Origin of the sequence: Streptomyces sp. BBFR25 (assembly GCF_044590125.1) — a bacterium.
In the GTDB taxonomy this organism is placed as follows: domain Bacteria; phylum Actinomycetota; class Actinomycetes; order Streptomycetales; family Streptomycetaceae; genus Streptomyces; species Streptomyces canus_D.
This window is the reverse complement of sequence record NZ_CP172447.1, coordinates 701,363-718,691: the sequence shown is the minus strand read 5'-3', so window position 1 is coordinate 718,691 and position 17,329 is coordinate 701,363. Positions and strand designations below refer to the sequence as shown.

The following is a 17,329-nucleotide window of genomic DNA, read 5'->3' as shown; positions in this document are numbered from 1 at the left end:
GTCCCTTCGTTCCCGGCGGGGGAGTGGTGGTTGTCGTGTGCGGGGCACCTACCGGCGTGGCGCGGTCGGCGCGGAGAGTCCGTCGCTCAGCAGCCGGGCGTCGACCTCGTCCAGCGCGAGGCGCACCCCGCCCAGGGCCACGCTCTCGTCGCCGAGCGTGGAGGCGCGCAGTTCCGGCAGGCGCAGGCAGTGCTTGGTCAGTTCGCGGCGCAGCGGTTCGAGGACCACGTCGGCGGAGCGCGAGAAGCCGCCGCCGTAGACGACGACCTGCGGGTCCAGGGTCAGCACCAGCGCGGCGACCCCCACCGCGAGGTCGCGGGTGTAGCGGCGGACCGCGGTCCTCGCGTCCCGGTCGCCGTCCCGGGCGGCCTGGAAGACCCACGCGGCGGCCTCGCCGGGCGCGGCCGTGGCCGGGATCCCGGGACAGTTCTGGAGGTGGTCCGGAGCGGTGAGCCAGCGCACCGCCCTCAGGGCGCCGATCTCTCCCGCGGCGCCGCCGTGCCCGCGCCGCAGGGTGCCGTCCAGGATGAGACCGGCGCCGGTGCGCAGCCCTGCGAGGAGGAAGACGATGTCGTCGGCGTCCTGCGCCACGCCCTTCCACCGCTCGGCCACGGCGGAGAGCTTGCAGTCGTTCTCGACCCGGACCGGGCAGGAGAAGCGGGCCGCGAGGTGGGCGACCGGGTCGGCCTCGGTCCAGCCGGGCAGCGGAGTGGACAGGCTGGTCCGGCCGGCGGCGTCGACCGGGCCGGTCACCCCCACCGTCACCGCCCAGACGTCGTCCGGCGTCATCCCGCCGGTCCGCAGGACGTCGTCGATCACCCGGTCGACCTCCGACAGCCGTGCCGCGGGCGGCGCGTCCGGGTCGACCGGCCGGCGCAGCGTCTCCACGAGGTTGCCCTCCAGGTCGCTGAGGACCGCCAGCACCTTGTGCACGCCGACGTCGATGCCGAGCACATGACCGGCGTCGGCCCGGAAGCGGTACCGGCGGGCGGGGCGCCCCACCACGCTGCCGACCCCGGGCTCCTGCACCACGGCCCAGCCCTCGGTGACCAGGGCCTGCACCAGTACGTCCACGGCGGGCCGCGACAGACCGGCCCGGCCCGCGAGTTCGGTGACCGTCGACGGGGGGTTGCCGCGCAGCGCCCACACGATGGACAGCTGGTTCATCTCGCGCATCCGGGACAGGTCTGTTCCGGTCGTCGCCATGCTTGGTACTCCCTGCGAGGGTTGCCGTGCGCGCCGCTGGATAATGCTGAGGAGTTTACTAACGCCGTTTCGCGGACGCGTTCGTGCCGGAGGTCAGGCGATCGGATACCGCTGTTCCGCCTCCGCGGAGACGGCCGGGGTGAGGTCGACCTCCCGCCCGTCCAGGGCGAAGCGGTAACGGCCGAGCCGGTGCACCACCGGGCGTGCCTCGAGATACGCCGTCATCGTCCGCAGCTCGTCCGGGCGCAGCCACCCGGGCGGATCCGAGACCGCCCGGAATCCGCAGACGTCGGCGAGGTCGCGCAGCCACCGCTGCTGCCGTTCGGTGAGCAGGTTGAGGCGGCTGCGGAAGTACACGACGTCCGGGTCCACCTCCAGCAGTGGTTTCTGCCACAGCCGGTGCACCGTGTTGACGACGGCGTTGCGGGCCAGGGCGTCGGACGGGTCCCGGGTGGCGTAGTGCTCCCACATCGGGGCGACGTCCGGGCCGCTGCGCACACCGTCGGCCAGGCCCAGCGAAGGCAGCAGCGGAGCGCCGCTGGCGAGCAGGTACACGTCGGGGCCCGCCGCCTCACGGATGATCCGCAGCCCGGTCCGGTACGCCTCCTCGCGCCCGGCGTCCGCGCAGTGGACCCCGGGCACCGCCCCGGCCTGCAGGAAGTCGAGCTTGAGGTACGTGAACCCCCACTCCCCGACGACCCGGTGCACGATCTCCCGAAGGTGCTCCTGCGCCGCGGGGGAGGTGAGGTCCAGCGCCCAGTACCCGGTGCCCCAGTTGTGGCCGGCGACCACCGGAGCGCCGTCGTCGCCGCGCAGCAGCAGCTCCGGCCGCTCCCGGGCGGTGCGCGAGTCGGGGTGGACGATGAACGGCGCGAGCCAGAGCCCGGGCCGCAGTCCCGCGTCGGTGATCCGCCCGGCCAGCGCCCGCATCCCGGAGGGGAACTTGGCGTTGGCCTCCCAGTCGCCCACCGCCCGCTCCCAGCCGTCGTCGACCTGGACGACGTCGAAGGGCAGATGGCGCAGGGCGGTGATGTCCTCGGCGAGCCGTGCCTCGGTGATGTCCTCGTAGTACGCGTACCAGCTGCACCACACGTTTCCGGCCCGCCCGTTGCCGCGTCCCATGCGCTCGCCCAGGTGGCGGGCGTAGTCCGCGAAGACCTTCTCCTCGTCGCCGTAGGCGAGGAACCAGGGGGCTCCCGCGTGTTCGTACCACCCGGAGAGTGTGTCCAGGTCCGCCGACAGCCGCGGTACGTCGAGGCCCAGCGCGCCGAGCAGCAGCACCCGGCCGTCCGCGCCCTCCAAAGCGGCGACGGCGGAGGAGTGGTGGCGCGCCGGGTCGTCCCACACCGGGTCGTCCGCCGTCAGCCGCCGCTCGCGGCTCTCGATGCGCAGGGGTGCGGCGGAGAGCCGACGCCAGCCGCACGGGCTCCAGGAGTTGTGCCCGTGGCGGTAGAAGAGCGCGTCGCCGAGACCGTGCAGCAGGGCCACCCGGCCGGGCGGCAGCAGCAGACCGCCGTCGACGGGCCGCGGTGGGGCTTCGCCTTCGACCTCGATGGCGAAGCGGCGGTCGCCGAGGTCAACGAGCTGGGCCATGTATCTCCTTGCGTTGCGGTGAGGGGTGGTGCGGAACGGTTCGACGCGCTGCCGTGCGGCGGGTCAGCGGAAGAGGTCGTTCACCTTGTCGTTCGCCGTCCTGAGGGCTTCCTCCGGCGAGGTCTGGCCGAGGATCGCCGACTGGATGGCGTCCTGGACGATGGGACCGATCTCGGTGCCGTTCTCGGTGATGGGCAGCAGGAACGTGCCGTCCTTCGCCGCGACGGCGTCGGTGAAGACGTGGACGTCCTCGCCCCTGGCCCGGCGGGCGGCGAGCGCCTTCTCGGTGGCGGACCTGAGCGCGGGGAAGACCACGGCCCGCTCGGCGACCAGGTTCTGGCACTCGGCCGAGGCCAGGAACTTCACCCACTTCCAGGCCTCCTCCTTGTGCTTGCTGCCCGCCCAGACGGCGTCCGAGAGACCGTTGACGGCGCTCTTGCGCCCGGCCGGACCGATCGGCATCGGCGCGAAGGCGAACTGCCGCTCCAGCTTCGGACCGGTGTAGCTGGAGATGGCGTAGGAACCCGCGACCGTCATGGCTCCCTTCCCGGCGGCGAGCAGCTCGGAGTTGGCCATCTTCGACTGCTGGTCCAGACGGGGTGCGTACCCCTTGTCGATCAGGTGCTTGAACCAGGAGATGGTCTCGACCAGCTTCGGGTCGTCGTAGCGGTAGTGCGTGCCCCACGGGTTCTTGTCCAGGTACTGGAAACCGTTGGCGGCGGCGAATTCGCCCCAGCCGTTCTGCCCCTGGGAGCCGTCGGCCCACTCGGGCAGGAAGCCGTAGACCTCGACGTGGTCCTTGTCGAAGCCGGGGTCGAGACCGTTGCGGCCCTTGTCGTCCAGCGTGGCCCTGGCGATGACCTCCTCCAGGGTGCCGCCGTCGGAGGGATTCCAGGTCAGCCTCGCCAACCGGTCGGCGTCCAGGCCCTGTTCGCCGAGCATCGCCGTGTTGTAGACCAGCGCCACCGTGTCCCAGTCCTTCGGCAGGCCGTAGCGCTTGCCGTCCTTGACCCAGGGCTCGGTGAGTCCGGCCTGGTAGCCGGAGAGGTCCACCTGGTCCCGCTCCACATAGGGCTGGAGGTCCAGGACCTGGCCGCCGGAGACGTAGGTCGCCGAGTAGGTGGACTGGTTCGTCCACACGTCCGGTGCGTCACCGGAGACCAGTTCGGTGGTGAGGTTCTGCCAGTACTGGGTCCAGGCCGTCTGCGTGAACTCGACGGTGATGCCCGGGTTGGAGCGGTGGAAGGCGGCCGCGCAGTCCTGGTAGGCGGGCAACTGCCGGTCGTCCCACAGCCAGTAGTCGAGGGTGACGGTGCCGTCGGCCGCGTCGTCGTCGCTGCCGCAGGAGACGAGGGTGGCGGAGGCGGCCAGGCACAGCAGGGCCGCGCCGGCGCGCAGGCGCAGGGATGTCATGGGAGAGGGGCCTCTCTTGCTCGTGCCGCGTGCGAAGGCTTACTTGACGCCGGTGAAGTTGAGCGACTCGACCAGACGCCGGCCGAGCAGGATCAGCAGGACGAGGACGGGCAGCACCGACAGCGTCGAGCCGGCCATCAGCCCCGTCCAGTCGGGCGAGGTGTTGGGCGACTGCTGCTGGAAGATGCCGAGCGCGACGGTGAGGACCCGGGTCTCCTCGTCCCGGCCGGTCAGCAGGGGCCACAGGTAGTCCTTCCAGGCCCACACGGTGGTGGTGAGCCCGATGGTGAGAAGCGGGCCACGGCTCATCGGCAGCACGACCCGCCAGAACAGGCCCCAGGCGCCCACCCCGTCGAGGACCGCGGCCTCCTCCACCTCGCGGGGGATCGACAGGAAGAACTGACGCAGGAAGAAGATGGCGAAGGGGGTCATCAGCACGCTCGGCGCGACCATGCCGGCGAAGGTGTTGAGCCAGTCGAGGTTCTTCACCAGCACGAAGTTCGGCATGACGGTGAAGATCGGCGGCACCATGAGCGCGGCGATCAGCACGCCGAACACCGCGTCGCGGCCGGGGAAGCGCAGCCGGGCGAAGGCGTAGCCCGCCATGGCGCAGCAGAGCGTCTGCAGCACGGCGATCAGACCGCTGTAGACCACGGAGTTGAGCAGGTAGCGCAGGAAGTCCACCTGCGCGCCGGACCCGCCGGCGGCCATGGCCTCCTCCTGGCTGGTCAGGCCCAGGACCCGCAGGAAGTTGATCGCCGTCGGGTGCTGGGGGACGAGCCCGGTGGAGTCGGAGTAGAGGTCGGCCGCCGGTGTCACGGCGGTGCGGACCATCCAGTAGAACGGGAAGACGGTCGCCACCAGCGCGACCACGAGCACCACCCATGCGGCGACCCGCCCCGGCGTCACGGCCCCGCGGGTCCGGGCACGGGCGATGCCCCGCGCCCGCGCCGGGGCAGCAGTCTGTGTCTGTGTCTGTGTCACGTCCGCCTCCTCAGGCCAGGTCCGAGCGCGACGCGCGCAGCAGGCGCATCTGCACCGCCGTCAGCACGCCGAGGATCAGGGCGAGCATCACGGCCACGGCGGAGGCGTAGCCCATGTGGAAGTAGGTGAAGGCCTGCTCGTAGATGTAGTAGTAGATGACCCGGGTCGCGCCCACCGGCCCGCCCCGGGTGGTCACCGCGATCGTGTCGAAGATCTGGAACGAGCCGATCATCGACACCACCAGCACCAGAGCGAGCACCGGCCGCAGCAGCGGCAGCGTGATCCTGGTGAACATCCGGATCTCACCGGCGCCGTCCAGGGACGCGCTCTCGTACAGGTGCTGGGGGATCTGCAGCATCCCCGCGTAGAGCAGCAGCGCCGTGTAGCCGGTGTACGCCCAGGTGTTGACTGCGGCGATGGACGGCATCGCCCAGTCGGGGGAGGAGAAGAAGCCGGTGGTGCCCATGCCGAGGGCGTTCAGGACGTGGTTGACGAAGCCGAGGTTGGTGTCCAGCAGCCACAGCCACAGGAGGCCGACGGTCACGTTGGGGACGAGCCACGGCAGCAGCAGCATCGCGCGCAGGGCCACCGAGCGGGTCAGCCGGTGCATGAGCGTGGCCAGGAGCAGCCCCAGCACGGTCTGCGAACCGATGTTGACCACGACGTAGTAGCCCGTGACCTTGAGCGCGTTCCAGAACTGCCCGTCGCTCACCAGGTCGCGGTAGTTCTCCGCTCCGGTGAACTCCGGAGCGGCGAGGAGGTTGTAGTCGGTGAGCGAGTAGTAGACGCCGCGCACCGTCGGATAGGCGTAGAACAGCGCGAACCCCGCCAGCGCCGGTGCCAGGAACAGCCAGGCGACCCTGCGGTCGTCGCGGCGCTTGCGCGGCCGGCGGGAGGCGGGTGCCTGGTCGGGGCCCGGGCGGGCGGACCCCGGTGGTCGCGCAACTGCGGTGTGGGCACCCATGGTTCCCCTCCGAAGGTATCTGCGCCGCACCTCTTGCCAGTGGGGCACCATGGATTACATATTGATGAGGTGCAGTGAAACTTTGTCAATACTGGATCATAAAAAGGTGCGGTCATGTCCTGCGGATCAGTGAGGGGTCTTCGTGGTCGGCGATGAGTTTTCCCGCGCGCCTCGGTCCTACCCGTGAACACCGAGACAGCGGTCGATCACTCCTGAACAGGCGGTATCCACGATGGACGAGCAATTCACCGCGACCTTGCTGAAGAGCCCCGCCACCGGCGGCTGGACCTACGTCGCGTGGCCCGAGTCGGTCGGCTACTTCGGCACCCGGGGCCTGGTGAAGGTCCGGGGCACGATCGACGGGCATCCGTTCCAGGCTTCCTTCATGGCCCTGGGCGACGGCACGCACAAACTGCCCGTGAAGGCGGAGGTGCGCAAGGCGATCGGCAAGGAGCAGGGGGACACCGTGACCGTCCGGCTCCTGGAGCGGCTGGACGGTCGGAAGGGCACGCGCTAGGCGTGCTGTCTGGAGAGGTTGGTGCCGCGGCTGGCGGGTGTTTGGCCGCCCATGCCGGTGCGAGGCCGGTGGTAGTTGTACCGGTGCAGCCCGTGGGTGAACGCTTCCATGCGTTCGTGATCCGAGGTGTAGGGCCGCTGGTAGGCCCATTCCTCGAGCAGGGTGCGGTGGAAGCGTTCGACCTTGCCGTTGGTCTGGGGCGGGTAGGGGGGGGGTGAGCTTGCCGGCCGCGCCGAGGCCGGCCAGGGCCTGCTGTCAGGCGAGGCTCTTGCGAAAGGGCCAAGCGTTGTCGGTCAGGACCCGTTTCGGACCTCCAGCGGCGGACCCACTTGTGGGCCGTGACGCGGGTGATGCCCATCTCGGCCGCGACGTGTGCAACGGGGCGGCCGCTGCGGACACGCTCGATGAGCAGCCGCCTGCCGTGAACGGTCAGTCGGCATTACGGTGGGACATGAAGACCTCCGTGCGGTGCAGTCCTAGACAGCTCCACCACACCGGAGGTCTTTGCCATGATCAAGCCCAGTCGGCGTCAACAACGCTCGTGATCAATACAGCTAGAGCGTGTCTCTTTGAGCGGTTGGTCAGTTGATCGGTTGTGTCCATCCGGCCGATCACTGCCGAACCTTGGAGGCCATCGCGTGGAAGTACCGCACCTGCACGCCTTGGCAGGACCTGCCGGACGAGTTCCGCCCGTGTCGTCCTCGTCGTCGGCCTCGCTGAAGGCGCGCTCGGGGATGCGGTTGGCCGACGGAACTTGGTGAAGGTCCTCACCGCCGTGCTGTGGCAAGCATGTCGAGCGAGACCTGCCACAGGCGGGCGGCCGCCTCGGAGTCGAGGGCATGTGCGGCTACGCCCTGCGTGGGCTTGTCCGGGGTGAACGGCAAGGCCTCGTTGCAGTACTCGAAGTAGCGGCCCCCGGCCCCGTCGAGCTCCGGCCACGTGGCGAGCAGAACGGAGGTGGCCGCGCCGTGTTCGGCCGTTGTGTAGTTGTAGGCCGGCAGTTGGGCGACGTCCTCGGCGGTCAGGTGACGCCCGAGGTTGGTCACGACCGAACCCGGGTTCGCGGCATTGACAGTGATGCCGTCGCCGGACCAGCGCCTGTGGGCCTCGACCGCGAACAGCGCAGTCGCGGTCTTCGACTCCCCGTAGGCGAGCATGCGGTCGTACGGCCGCCTCTGGAAGCCGATGTCGTCGAAGACCATCGGTGCGTGCAGGTGGGCGTTGGAACTCAGCGACACGACCCGGGCCCGGCCGGCGGCGGCCAGGGCACGGTGCAGACCGTTCGCGAGGGCGAAGTGGCCGAGGTGATTCGTGGCGAAATGCAATTCCCATCCCTCCGGGGTCCGCGCCTCCGGAACCGCCGCGACACCGGCGTTGTTGATCAGGATGTCCAGTGGGGTGTTCCAGGCGGTGACGAACGCGGCGATCGATCCCTGATCGGAGAGGTCGAGCCGAGCGACATGGACCGGTCCGCCCCCGGTGGCGGAGCGGATGTCCTCAGCCGTCTTCTCGCCCGCTTCGATGTCACGGACCGCCAAGGTCACCTCGGCACCCGCGGAGGCCAGAGCCCGGGCGGTCTCCACGCCGATACCGGAGGAGGCGCCTGTGACGACGGCATGCCGTCCCGTGAGCCGAACGCCGGCGGTGATCTCGGCGGCTGTGGAGTCGGCGGTGAAGGGAGTGGTGATGCGAGATGCGTTCATGATCCTTTTCCTGATCGTGCAGAGTGTTCCCAGGCGAGGCATCGTCCGGAGAGATCGCTGGGAACCGGATCCTCACGGCTCCTCACCTCGGGTGCCGGGCCCGCCGTCCGGTCCGTACCGTCCGCTGATTGAGGTCCTGTGACCACAGTCGGCGACGGGCCGTGTTCGGTCCAACAGAGATTGCCTGCCGGAGCTACAGTCTGATCCTGTGACCACTCCTGAGCTGCGGCAATTGCGCTACTTCCTCGTCCTCGCGGAGGAACGGAGCTTCACGCGGGCGGCCCGGCGTCTCATGATCGCGCAGCAGTCGCTGTCGCAGCAGATCAGCGCCCTGGAGCGCGGGCTCGGCGCCAGGCTCTTCGATCGTGGCGGCAGAGGGACGGAGCTGACGGTCATCGGCGCTCTGTTCGTCGAGGAGGCGCGTTCCGTCGTGAACAGGGCAGACGAGGCATTCGCCGTGGTGTCCCGGGCGCTGCGGGGGGAGGTGGGGAGCCTCCGGCTCATGTTCCTGACGACCGTCACCAACCAGCTTCTGCCCCCTGTCGTGCGGGCCGTGCACCGCGAGTTTCCGGACCTTCGCCTGACGACGGAGTCCACGAGCATCGCGCAGTTGGTGGAGAGCATCCGCGCGGGGCGCCAGGACGTCGCCTTCACCCGGCCCCCGCTCGTTCCCGGTCTGGCATCCAAGGTTCTGACGACCGAGCCCGTGTGCGCGGTCCTGCCGACCGGCCACCCCCTCGCCGAGCGTGCGGAACTGGATCTGGCCCAGTTGGCAGACGAACCCTGGGTAATGACCCCGCGGGATTCATGGCCACCGTGGCACCGCGCTTACGGCGAACAATTCCGTGAGGCGGGCTTCACACCGAACGTCGTCCAGGAAGCCGACAGCGTGCAGGACCTCCTCGGTCTGGTAGCCGCCGGACTCGGAGTCACCCGGCTGGTCCGCTCCTCGCTCACTCTTCGTGGCACCGGCGTGGTGTTCGTCCCGCTGAAGGACGCGTACGCGCACACCGAGATGGTGTGGCTGCCGGGCAACACCTCTCCAGCCCTGCACCGGCTCATCGACATCGTGACCGACCTGGCCACGACCACCGACTTGACCGAATACGGCTGACGCCGGACCTGGTCCAGGCGGTGGGCCGTGCGCTGCGGATGCAGCCGGGCGAGGGCAAGGTGGCCAGCCTGGTGTTGCCGGTGCTGCTCGGGCCGGGCGAGACGGCGACCGCCCCTCTCCGGCAAGGTGAATCTTGCTTGTGAGTCCGACTCGCGAGCGTCCCAAGGCCTCATCCGGGCGGTGACGCGCCGGGGTCTTGCGCCGTCCCGGGAGCTTCGGGACGTGGGCGGAAGCGCCAGCCGCGTGCTGATGAGCGCGGCAGGTCGTGGAATCGACGCCAACCATGCTCCAGTCGATCCGGCCCTCGTGAACCGTCTTCCAGCTGCCAAATGAGGGAGGCAGGTCCCGCCATGGGAGGCCGGTCCGCTGCCGGAACGGGTCTCGTTGATCACACGACGGTGGCATTGCCAACGTCCGCGCCGCCCGCGATTCCTCGGCAAGTGCCCTCAGAGACCTCCACGACGCAGTCGTCGGTGGAGGTCCACATGTCGGTGTCGGCGTCGCGGAGGCCACGCAGCCGACGGGGACCGGGGTGGTGGCCGGGCAGGCCCTGAACGCGGCCCCTGGCCGTTCTGGCCGACCGCGCGTATTCCTCCCGCGCCATCCGCAGCCACCTGCGACGCCGGGGCATCCGTGCGGTCGTCCCGCAGCCCTCCGAGCAAGTCGGTCACCGCCTGCGACGAGGCCGACTCGGCGGCCGTCCACCCGCCTTCGACGCGGACGCGTACAAGCAGCGGAACGCCGTCGAGCGGTGCATCAACCGCGTCAAACAATGGCTTGGCCTGGCCACACGAACTGACAAGCTCGCGATCGCCTGCCGGCCGCACTCCACCTTGCGGCCATCCTCATCTGGACCCGGCGCTGACCATAGAGACAGAACCTAGGCGTGCTGCTCCGTGTAGTGCCCGCGGAGCAGATCGGCTCCCCAGTCGTGGCGGACGTGCCGCCAGACCGAGTGGGCGTGGTTGCCGTCGTCCTGCGTGTTGTCGTACTCGATCAGGAAGTCCGGAGCGCGCACGCAGTAGTAGTGCCGGTCGCCGGGCGCCAGGCCGCCGGCCCAGGCGAAGGAGAGGGTGCTCAGTCCACGGGTCACGGCGTCGGACCAGCACTCCTCGGCGTACGCCGCGGGCGCGCGGTCGAGGTACCGGCGCACCAGGCGCTCCAGCAGGCGCTGTTGCCCGGGTGCCAGGCGGTCGTACGGCAGGCCCTCCGGAAGGAGGTCCGGGTCGGCGAACGGATCGGCCCGGGTCAGGATGTCGTCCGGCGGCACGGCGGCGAAGACCGCCGACGCCCGCGCGGTGCCGTGCAGGCTCGTGACCAGCCGCCTGGCCAGGTCCTCCTCAGGGCCGAGGAGCCGGTGGCCCGCCCGCGGGCCGCTGCCGACGCGAGCCGGTTCCGAGCCGACGAAGTGCGGGGTCACCCGGATCCCGGCGGCCGTGACCAGCACGTGCACGGCGAGGTGGTGGCCGTTCATCCGCCAGCCCCAGGGTTCGTCACCGTCCGGGTCGCCCAGCAGCCGCACCCAGTAGCGGTCCGGGCCCAAGGGCCCCAGCTGGGCGCGCCGGTGCCGCTCCACCTCGATCGCCCCGCGCACCAGCTCCGCTCCCGCCGCGCTGTGCGCCGTGGCCAGGAGCGCGTCGACCGCCTCGCGCTGCCGCTCGTCCAGTCCTTCGGTGCCGAGTCCGGGGCGCGGGCCCGGCAGATAGGTCCACTCGCGCAGCTCGGGCGCGTCCAGCCGGTCGGGCACCGCACGCAGTACACGCACCTGCTCCGGCTCCAGGACGGCGAGCAGCGCACGAGCCGCCTCCCGCATCCCGGAAACGACGTCCTTCGACGAGATCCCGCCCACGCTTCTCCCTCCGCCGACGCCCGCCGTGCCCGCAACGGGACTCATTCTGCGCGGCGTGCGGAGCGGTGTCATGCGGTGTCAGGTTTCGGGCCACGGCTCCGGACGACCGGGCCACCGCGTACCCCTTGCCGACCGTACGACTCCGGCCCTCGGCCTCCTGGACTTCGCCCGCCGTTCACCCGCCGTCCCCGGAGCACTCGTCCTCGGCTGAAAGCGTGCGGCGACCGAGTGGACCGGACCGGAGGAAAGATGTCCCCCAAGAGCAAGAGAACCCGCGCCGCGCTGGCCGCCCTGGTCGTGGCAGCCAGCACCCTGGCGACCACGGGAGCCGCGCACGCGGAGCGGTCGCACCCCGGACAGCAGCACCAGCAGCGGCGGCCGGGCCTGTTCGAGCGCACCGCCACCTACCCGGTCTTCCAGAACCGCCCGGCGGGTGAGGACGCGGCGAAGGGGACCGTCGCGGAGATCTCCTCGGTCAGCGAGGACGGCCGCACCCTCGTCCACACCGACGCGGTGGCCCGGCGGATCGGCTTCCTGGACATCAGCGACCCCGGCCACCCGCGCGGCCTCGGCACCCTGTCGCTGGCCCGGCTCGGCGACGCCGAGGACGAGCCGACCTCGGTGACCGTGGCCGGCCAGTACGTCCTGGTGGTCGTCAACACCAGCGCGAGCCACGCGCAGCCCTCCGGACGGCTCGACGTCGTCTCCCTGCGCGACCGCGAGCGGGTGGCGAGCTTCGACCTCGGCGGGCAGCCCGACTCGATCGCCCTGAGCAAGGACAAGCGGTACGCCGCCATCGCGATCGAGAACGAACGGGACGAGGAGGCGACACCGCCCGGCCGCGAGGAGGGCGACCTGCCGCAGGCCCCGGCGGGCTTCGTGCAGATCCTCGACCTGGGCCGGGGCGCCACGCCCGCGCACTGGCGGACCCGGGCGGTTCCGCTGACCCGGGCCGACGGCCGGGCACTGCCGGTGCTGGCCGAGGCCGGAATTGCCGAACCGACCGACCCGGAGCCGGAGTACGTCTCCGTCAACGGCCGCGACCAGCTCGCCGTGACGCTCCAGGAGAACAACGGCGTCGTCCTCATCGACCTGCCGACCGGCCGGATCACCAAGGCGTTCAGCGCCGGTACGGCCTCCGTGCGCGGCATCGACACCGCCGACGACGGCACGATCGACCAGACCGGCTCCATCGAGGACGTTCCGCGCGAGCCCGACGCCGTCGGCTGGATCGACGACCGCTACCTCGCCACCGCCAACGAGGGCGACTGGCGCGGCGGAACCCGCGGCTGGTCCGTGTTCGACAGCCGCACCGGCAAACCGGCCTGGGACGCGGGCAACGGCTTCGAGCGGCTCGCCGTCCGCCACGGCCTGCACGACGAGAGCCGGGCCGGGAAGAAGGGCTCCGAGCCGGAGGGCATCGCGATCGCCGAGTACGACGGCGTGCCCTACGCCTTCGTTGGCTCCGAGCGCGGGAACTTCGTCGCGGTCTACGACGTCAGCCGGCCCACCCGGCCGGTCTTCCGCCAGCTGCTGCCCGCCACCAACGGCCCCGAGGGCCTGCTGCCGATCCCGTCGCGCGGACTGGTCGCCGTCTCCAGCGAGGAGGACGACGCCGAGGCGGGCGTGCGCGCGTCGGTGAGCCTGTTCCGCCTGGGCCGGGGCAGCGGCCACCACCCCTCGTTCCCCGGTATCGTCTCGGCCGACGACGCCCACGGCGCCCCCATCGGCTGGGGAGCGCTCGGCGCGCTGTCCGCCGTACCCGGCAAGCCGCACCAGCTCTACACGGTCACCGACGCCGCGTACTCCACCACCCGCGTCCTCACCGTCGACACGGCCCGCCGCCCCGCTGTCGTCACCCGGGAGCTGACCGTCAAGGACGCCGACGGCCGCCCCGTCGGCTACGACGCCGAGGGCGTCCACGCCCGGGCGCAGGGCGGCTTCTGGCTCGCCGTCGAGGGCGAGAAGGGTGCGGACAACAAGCTCGTCCGGCTCGACGCACGGGGCGCGACCCGGCAGGTCGTCCCGCTGCCCGCGGACGTCGCCGAGGGCCTCGGCAAGCAGGGCTTCGAGGGCGTCACCGCCACCACGGACCGGCACGGCCACGAGATCGTCTGGGCGGCCCTCCAGCGCGAGGTCGCGGGCGACCCGGCGGGCGTCGTACGGCTGGGACGCTACGACGTGACCGCAGGCACCTGGAGCTGGTACGGCTACCGGCTCGAATCCACCAGCACGCCGGGTGACTGGCTGGGGCTCTCCGAGATCACCGTGGTCGGCGACCGGCTCGCGGTCATCGAGCGCGACAAGCTGAACGGCCCGGCCGCCGAGGTCAAGCGGATCTACACGGTCGGCCTGCCGACGTCGGCGGCGCCCTCGGGACCCCTGCGGGTCCTGCCGAAGAGGCTCGCGCACGACGTGCTGCCCGACCTGCGGGCCACGGGTGGCTGGACGCAGGAGAAGCTCGAAGGACTGACGGTGGGCGGTGACGGCCACGTCTACGCCCTCACCGACAACGACGGTCTGGACGATGCGACCGGGGAGACCGTCTTCCTGGATCTCGGCGCGGCCCGACGGGTCTTCGGCCAGCGCCGCTGACACCCGACGGTCGCGGACGCGGGGGCCGGGCGCTCCGTGCGCCCGCGGCCTCGTCAGCCCCGGCCGAGGACGCAGAACTGGTTGCCCGCGGGGTCGGCCAGGACGACCCAGGGCACGTCACCCTGGCCCACGTCGGCCCTGGTCGCGCCGAGGCCTTCGAGCCGGGCGACCTCCCTCGCCTGATCGTCGACCGGGTCCGACATCACGTCGAGATGGATCCGGTTCCGCACGGCCTCGTCGTCGGACGTGCGCCGGAACTCGAGGTACGGTCCGACGCCCTTGGCGGAGCGCAGCAGCGCGCGGGCATCGGTCAGCTCGTGGACGGTCCAGTCGATCGCCTCGCCCCAGAACCGGGTCATGGCCCGCGGGTCGGCGCAGTCGACGACCACGCAGGCGATCGGCCCCGTGTCCCGGTACAGCTCGCGGGGCTCCAGGACGCTGAAGGTGTTGCCTTCCGGGTCGGCCATCACCTTCCACGGAGTGTCGCCCCGGCCCCCGTCGGCGTGCGTAGCCCCGAGCGCCTCCAGGCGGGTGACCAGCTCCGCCCGGTGGGCTTCGGAGGTGGTCGCGAGCTCGATGTGCACCCGGCACTCGACCGTCTCCGGGTCCGGCACGCGGACCAGATCGATGCACACGGCGGCCGGGTCCGGCCAGTCGAAACCCTCGGGTTCCAGGTTGGTGACACCGGGCCCTTCGCTCGACATGCCCCAGCCGAGCGCCCGGGCCCAGAACCGGCCGAGCGCCGCGTCGTCCCGGGCCTTGAAGTTCACCTGCACGAGTTCCAACGTCACGGGGCCCACCCTAGCCGTACGCCACGGCCGGACAGCCCGGCCCCCGGGAGGGCCGAGCTGCACCGGGCCTGACCGTGCCCGCCGTTCGGCTCAGCAGGTGCGGCCGGTGTACCAGGCGCCGTCGATGTCGGAGCTGGAACCGATCCAGGTCACGCCGGGCACCACACACCGTTCGCTGTTGGGGCCCCAGTCGTCGATCTCGATGACGATGTGCGAGCCGTCCGAGGTGCAGTGGTGGTAGTAGGCGTCGGACGCGGTCTCGTAGAAGCCGCAGGGATTCGCTGCCGCCGGACCGGCGGTGAGGGTGACGGCGCCGACGGAGGCGAGTACCAGCGCGAGGGAGGCGAAGGCGCTGGACACGATGCGACGAAGTGACATGCAGAACTCCAGACATGAGGGGATCGCCGGCCGGAACCGCCGGTGTCCGCCGATCCGTTGTCGATGCGACGCCCAGACTCACAGCCCGGAAGAGCCGTTGTGGCGAACGCTGGCCCCGTTCACCCGGCGAATCGATTCAGTGCTGCGCCGATCAGTTGATCTCCGCCGGTTCACCGGATTTCGTCGCGGCCGCGCCGCCGTGACCGTCCGGGCCGGGGACGCCGGGCTCCTCGCTCGGGAGGGGTGGCGTCCGGGGCGGACAGGCGCAGCGAGATACGGCGGCGTGCGACCAGGCCGACCGCGATCAGCAGCAGGAACGGCAACCAGGCCATCGCGTAGGCGACGCCGTAGTGGCGGACGTCCAGGATCGACCGGTTCGGGTCGACGTCGCTGCTGTTGACGCCGAAGTACGCCAGCAGCAGCGCGGGCGGGAGCGCGATGAGCGAGCCGACGGCGATCACCGCGGCCAGCACCCGGTCCCGGTCCTCGGCGTACTGCTGGGAGGCGGTCTCGAGGTCGACGCGGCGGGTGGCGAGCACGGCGTTCACCCGCTCGACGATGCGGGAGGTGTTGGCCAGCGCGTCCGCCAGCGACGAGACGTCGCGCAGTGACGAGTGGAAGCTTTCGACCAGCAGCTCCGGGATGAGGATCGTGTCGGCGTACACCTCGACGCTGAAGCTCAGATCGAGCTGGAGATCGTTGAGCCGGCGCGAGAGCTGCGCGACCAGGGCACGGACGTCGTCCGTCGTCTCGACCGCGGCTGCCCGGTCCAGCTCCAGCGCCTCGAACGCCTGCCGCCGGATGCGGTGCACCGCCGCGACCGCGGTGAGGATTCCGGCGGCGGCCAGCCCGAACGCGTTCTCCACCGGCGGCGCGTAGCCGACGATCAACGACACACCCCTGCCGTGCGCCACCATGGTCTGGCCGGCGTTGTTCAGCGTCTCGGGCCGCCGGATGCCCAGGGTGGCGCCGGTGCCGCTGTCCAGCGTGCCGCGCAGCACGATGGTCACCACGTCCTGGCCGACCGCGTCGCCGGGGACATGCTCGGCCAACAGCCTGCGGGCGAGGGCCGCTCCGGGAAACACGCTCTGGTGGACGTTCCGCCCGAACTCCAGCGGCGGCCCGTCGGCGGGCCGGTCCGGGATGCCGTACGCCCGCAGCCGCCCGTCGAGCCACTCGGTCAGCGGCACTCCCTCGACGCGGATGGCGGAGCGGTTCTGCCACGTGGCGTAGAGGGTTTCGGCGATCGCGTCCGAGCCGTCCGCGTCGTCCGCGATCTCGATGTCCAGGAAGAGGAGCGGGTCCCGGCGGGGCGTGACAGCCAGGGTGATGGCCGCACCGTCGACCCGGACCGCGCTCGACGGCAGGGTGATCTCGACGACGCGCTCGTGCAGCACCAGCCGGGGCAGCAGCAGTTCGGCGGCCTCGACATGGGCGGTGAACCGGCCAAGGCCGAGCGCCTGGGACAACGGACGGAGCATCTCGTCGGGCACCTGCACCTGCGGCGTGAGGTTGTACATCAACAGCAGGCGCGTACGAGTCCTGGCAGCTGCGTCGGACCGTGGCACAACGTCCCCCTCCGGCTGGCACCCGTGTTGAGGCAGCAGCCTAGGGGCCCATCGATCATCGAGTGCCGCTTTCAGGGACCTCGGCACCGGCAAGGCGAGACGTATCGTCTTGGCACTTCACTCGGAGCGGCGTACCGCCCTCCGCATGTGTTCCCTGTGAGATCACCGGCGCCGACGGCGTGGAGCACCACTCCGCCGTCGCCGCGCCACCGAAGCCTCGAACTCACGCCGCAGCGCCCGTATTTGACGGCGTGCGGGTGTGAAACGACCTCGAGAGGCAACTCGAAGGACACCGAAGGAGAAACCAACCGATCCATGACAAGTCGGGAGACAGCATGTCGACCTACAGCAGAACTGGAGCGGGAACCCGAAAGGGCGGCAGGACCAGCGGACTGGCGATCGCCGGACTTGTCTGCGGCATCGTCGGACTCCTCATCCTGCCGATCGTCCTGGGGCCGCTCGCCATCGTCTTCGGTGCCGTGGCGCTGCGTCAGACCGGATCCGCGATGGCCAAGTGGGCACTCGCTCTGGGAGTGGTCGACATCCTGCTCATGATCGTGATGTTCGCCGTCGCCGCCAACAACGGAGGCAGTTTCTCCTGGCACATCGGCTGACACCGCTCCACCGCGGTGCGCGACGCCGTGACAGCGGTCG

General features: G+C 70.9%; 14 protein-coding genes and 5 pseudogenes. 6 read left to right on the top strand and 13 right to left on the bottom strand.

Annotated elements, in window-relative coordinates; translation table 11 throughout:
- Positions 1-48: 48 nt before the first annotated feature.
- The 5 genes from ACGH52_RS03000 to ACGH52_RS02980 form a co-directional block, all read right to left on the bottom strand.
- Positions 49-1,206: an ROK family protein gene (locus ACGH52_RS03000; RefSeq protein WP_399937363.1), complete on the bottom strand. Its 1,158-nt coding sequence runs from the start codon at positions 1,204-1,206 to the stop codon at positions 49-51.
- A 93-nt stretch (positions 1,207-1,299) separates the two neighbouring features.
- On the bottom strand, positions 1,300-2,799 hold the full coding sequence (locus ACGH52_RS02995) for a glycoside hydrolase family 36 protein (protein ID WP_121704594.1): 1,500 nt from the start codon (positions 2,797-2,799) through the stop codon (positions 1,300-1,302).
- Positions 2,800-2,862: 63 nt separating this feature from the next.
- Complete coding sequence (locus ACGH52_RS02990; protein ID WP_399937359.1) at positions 2,863-4,212, bottom strand: ABC transporter substrate-binding protein; 1,350 nt, start codon at positions 4,210-4,212, stop codon at positions 2,863-2,865.
- Between the two features lie 39 nt (positions 4,213-4,251).
- On the bottom strand, positions 4,252-5,148 hold the full coding sequence (locus ACGH52_RS02985) for a carbohydrate ABC transporter permease (protein WP_399946614.1): 897 nt from the start codon (positions 5,146-5,148) through the stop codon (positions 4,252-4,254).
- Between the two features lie 58 nt (positions 5,149-5,206).
- Entirely contained in the window at positions 5,207-6,160 is a 954-nt protein-coding gene (locus tag ACGH52_RS02980) for a carbohydrate ABC transporter permease (protein ID WP_210976425.1), read from the bottom strand.
- A 232-nt stretch (positions 6,161-6,392) separates the two neighbouring features.
- Between ACGH52_RS02980 and ACGH52_RS02975 the strand changes: the two genes are divergently transcribed.
- On the top strand, positions 6,393-6,677 hold the full coding sequence (locus ACGH52_RS02975) for a DUF1905 domain-containing protein (protein ID WP_399937355.1): 285 nt from the start codon (positions 6,393-6,395) through the stop codon (positions 6,675-6,677).
- Here ACGH52_RS02975 and ACGH52_RS02970 read toward each other — a convergent pair.
- A pseudogene (locus tag ACGH52_RS02970) lies at positions 6,674-6,886 on the bottom strand (integrase core domain-containing protein); the annotation flags it as partial. The gene ACGH52_RS02975 and the pseudogene ACGH52_RS02970 overlap by 4 nt on opposite strands.
- Before the next feature lie 140 nt (positions 6,887-7,026).
- A pseudogene (locus ACGH52_RS02965) lies at positions 7,027-7,083 on the bottom strand (hypothetical protein); the annotation flags it as partial.
- A gap of 200 nt (positions 7,084-7,283) precedes the next feature.
- Between ACGH52_RS02965 and ACGH52_RS02960 the strand changes: the two are divergent.
- A pseudogene (locus ACGH52_RS02960) lies at positions 7,284-7,364 on the top strand (IS5/IS1182 family transposase); the annotation flags it as partial.
- Positions 7,365-7,444: 80 nt separating this feature from the next.
- On the opposite strand, the gene ACGH52_RS02955 reads toward ACGH52_RS02960, so the two are convergent.
- Positions 7,445-8,380, bottom strand: a complete 936-nt coding sequence (locus ACGH52_RS02955; protein ID WP_399937352.1) for an SDR family NAD(P)-dependent oxidoreductase — start codon at positions 8,378-8,380, stop codon at positions 7,445-7,447.
- A gap of 208 nt (positions 8,381-8,588) precedes the next feature.
- Here ACGH52_RS02955 and ACGH52_RS02950 point away from each other — a divergent pair, with 208 nt between their 5' ends.
- Positions 8,589-9,494, top strand: coding sequence for a LysR family transcriptional regulator (locus ACGH52_RS02950; protein WP_399937350.1), 906 nt, complete (start codon positions 8,589-8,591; stop codon positions 9,492-9,494).
- 48 nt (positions 9,495-9,542) lie between these two features.
- Here the strand turns inward: ACGH52_RS02950 and ACGH52_RS02945 are convergent.
- Positions 9,543-9,934, bottom strand: a pseudogene (locus tag ACGH52_RS02945) (transposase); the annotation flags it as partial.
- A 117-nt stretch (positions 9,935-10,051) separates the two neighbouring features.
- Between ACGH52_RS02945 and ACGH52_RS02940 the strand changes: the two are divergent.
- Positions 10,052-10,359: pseudogene (locus ACGH52_RS02940) on the top strand (transposase); the annotation flags it as partial.
- A gap of 15 nt (positions 10,360-10,374) precedes the next feature.
- Here ACGH52_RS02940 and ACGH52_RS02935 read toward each other — a convergent pair.
- A complete protein-coding gene (locus tag ACGH52_RS02935) occupies positions 10,375-11,343 on the bottom strand; it encodes a DUF3500 domain-containing protein (protein WP_399937347.1) in 969 nt (322 codons plus the stop codon).
- 249 nt (positions 11,344-11,592) lie between these two features.
- Here ACGH52_RS02935 and ACGH52_RS02930 point away from each other — a divergent pair, with 249 nt between their 5' ends.
- A complete protein-coding gene (locus tag ACGH52_RS02930) occupies positions 11,593-13,938 on the top strand; it encodes an esterase-like activity of phytase family protein (protein WP_399937344.1) in 2,346 nt (781 codons plus the stop codon).
- Between the two features lie 53 nt (positions 13,939-13,991).
- Here ACGH52_RS02930 and ACGH52_RS02925 read toward each other — a convergent pair whose 3' ends face one another.
- From ACGH52_RS02925 to ACGH52_RS02915, 3 genes are all read right to left on the bottom strand, one after another.
- Positions 13,992-14,729: a VOC family protein gene (locus tag ACGH52_RS02925; RefSeq protein ID WP_076978115.1), complete on the bottom strand. Its 738-nt coding sequence runs from the start codon at positions 14,727-14,729 to the stop codon at positions 13,992-13,994.
- A gap of 90 nt (positions 14,730-14,819) precedes the next feature.
- Positions 14,820-15,107 carry a DUF6355 family natural product biosynthesis protein gene (locus ACGH52_RS02920; protein ID WP_121703627.1) on the bottom strand — a complete coding sequence of 96 codons (288 nt, stop codon included), beginning with the start codon at positions 15,105-15,107 and terminating at the stop codon, positions 14,820-14,822.
- Positions 15,108-15,277: 170 nt separating this feature from the next.
- A complete protein-coding gene (locus ACGH52_RS02915; protein ID WP_399937340.1) occupies positions 15,278-16,627 on the bottom strand; it encodes a hypothetical protein in 1,350 nt (449 codons plus the stop codon).
- Between the two features lie 383 nt (positions 16,628-17,010).
- Here ACGH52_RS02915 and ACGH52_RS02910 point away from each other — a divergent pair, with 383 nt between their 5' ends.
- On the top strand, positions 17,011-17,289 hold the full coding sequence (locus ACGH52_RS02910; RefSeq protein WP_076978112.1) for a DUF4190 domain-containing protein: 279 nt from the start codon (positions 17,011-17,013) through the stop codon (positions 17,287-17,289).
- Positions 17,290-17,329 lie beyond the last annotated feature (40 nt).

Excerpts from the sequence above, each read along its gene's own strand:
- ACGH52_RS02930 (WP_399937344.1), top strand. The coding sequence starts at position 11,593 with ATGTCCCCCAAGAGCAAGAGAACCCGCGCCGCGCTGGCCGCCCTGGTC.
- ACGH52_RS02980 (WP_210976425.1), bottom strand. The coding sequence starts at position 6,160 with ATGGGTGCCCACACCGCAGTTGCGCGACCACCGGGGTCCGCCCGCCCG.
- ACGH52_RS02995 (WP_121704594.1), bottom strand. The coding sequence starts at position 2,799 with ATGGCCCAGCTCGTTGACCTCGGCGACCGCCGCTTCGCCATCGAGGTC.
- ACGH52_RS02975 (WP_399937355.1), top strand. The coding sequence starts at position 6,393 with ATGGACGAGCAATTCACCGCGACCTTGCTGAAGAGCCCCGCCACCGGC.
- ACGH52_RS02915 (WP_399937340.1), bottom strand. The coding sequence starts at position 16,627 with ATGTACAACCTCACGCCGCAGGTGCAGGTGCCCGACGAGATGCTCCGT.
- ACGH52_RS02910 (WP_076978112.1), top strand. The coding sequence starts at position 17,011 with ATGTCGACCTACAGCAGAACTGGAGCGGGAACCCGAAAGGGCGGCAGG.
- ACGH52_RS02955 (WP_399937352.1), bottom strand. The coding sequence starts at position 8,380 with ATGAACGCATCTCGCATCACCACTCCCTTCACCGCCGACTCCACAGCC.
- ACGH52_RS03000 (WP_399937363.1), bottom strand. The coding sequence starts at position 1,206 with ATGGCGACGACCGGAACAGACCTGTCCCGGATGCGCGAGATGAACCAG.
- ACGH52_RS02990 (WP_399937359.1), bottom strand. The coding sequence starts at position 4,212 with ATGACATCCCTGCGCCTGCGCGCCGGCGCGGCCCTGCTGTGCCTGGCC.
- ACGH52_RS02920 (WP_121703627.1), bottom strand. The coding sequence starts at position 15,107 with ATGTCACTTCGTCGCATCGTGTCCAGCGCCTTCGCCTCCCTCGCGCTG.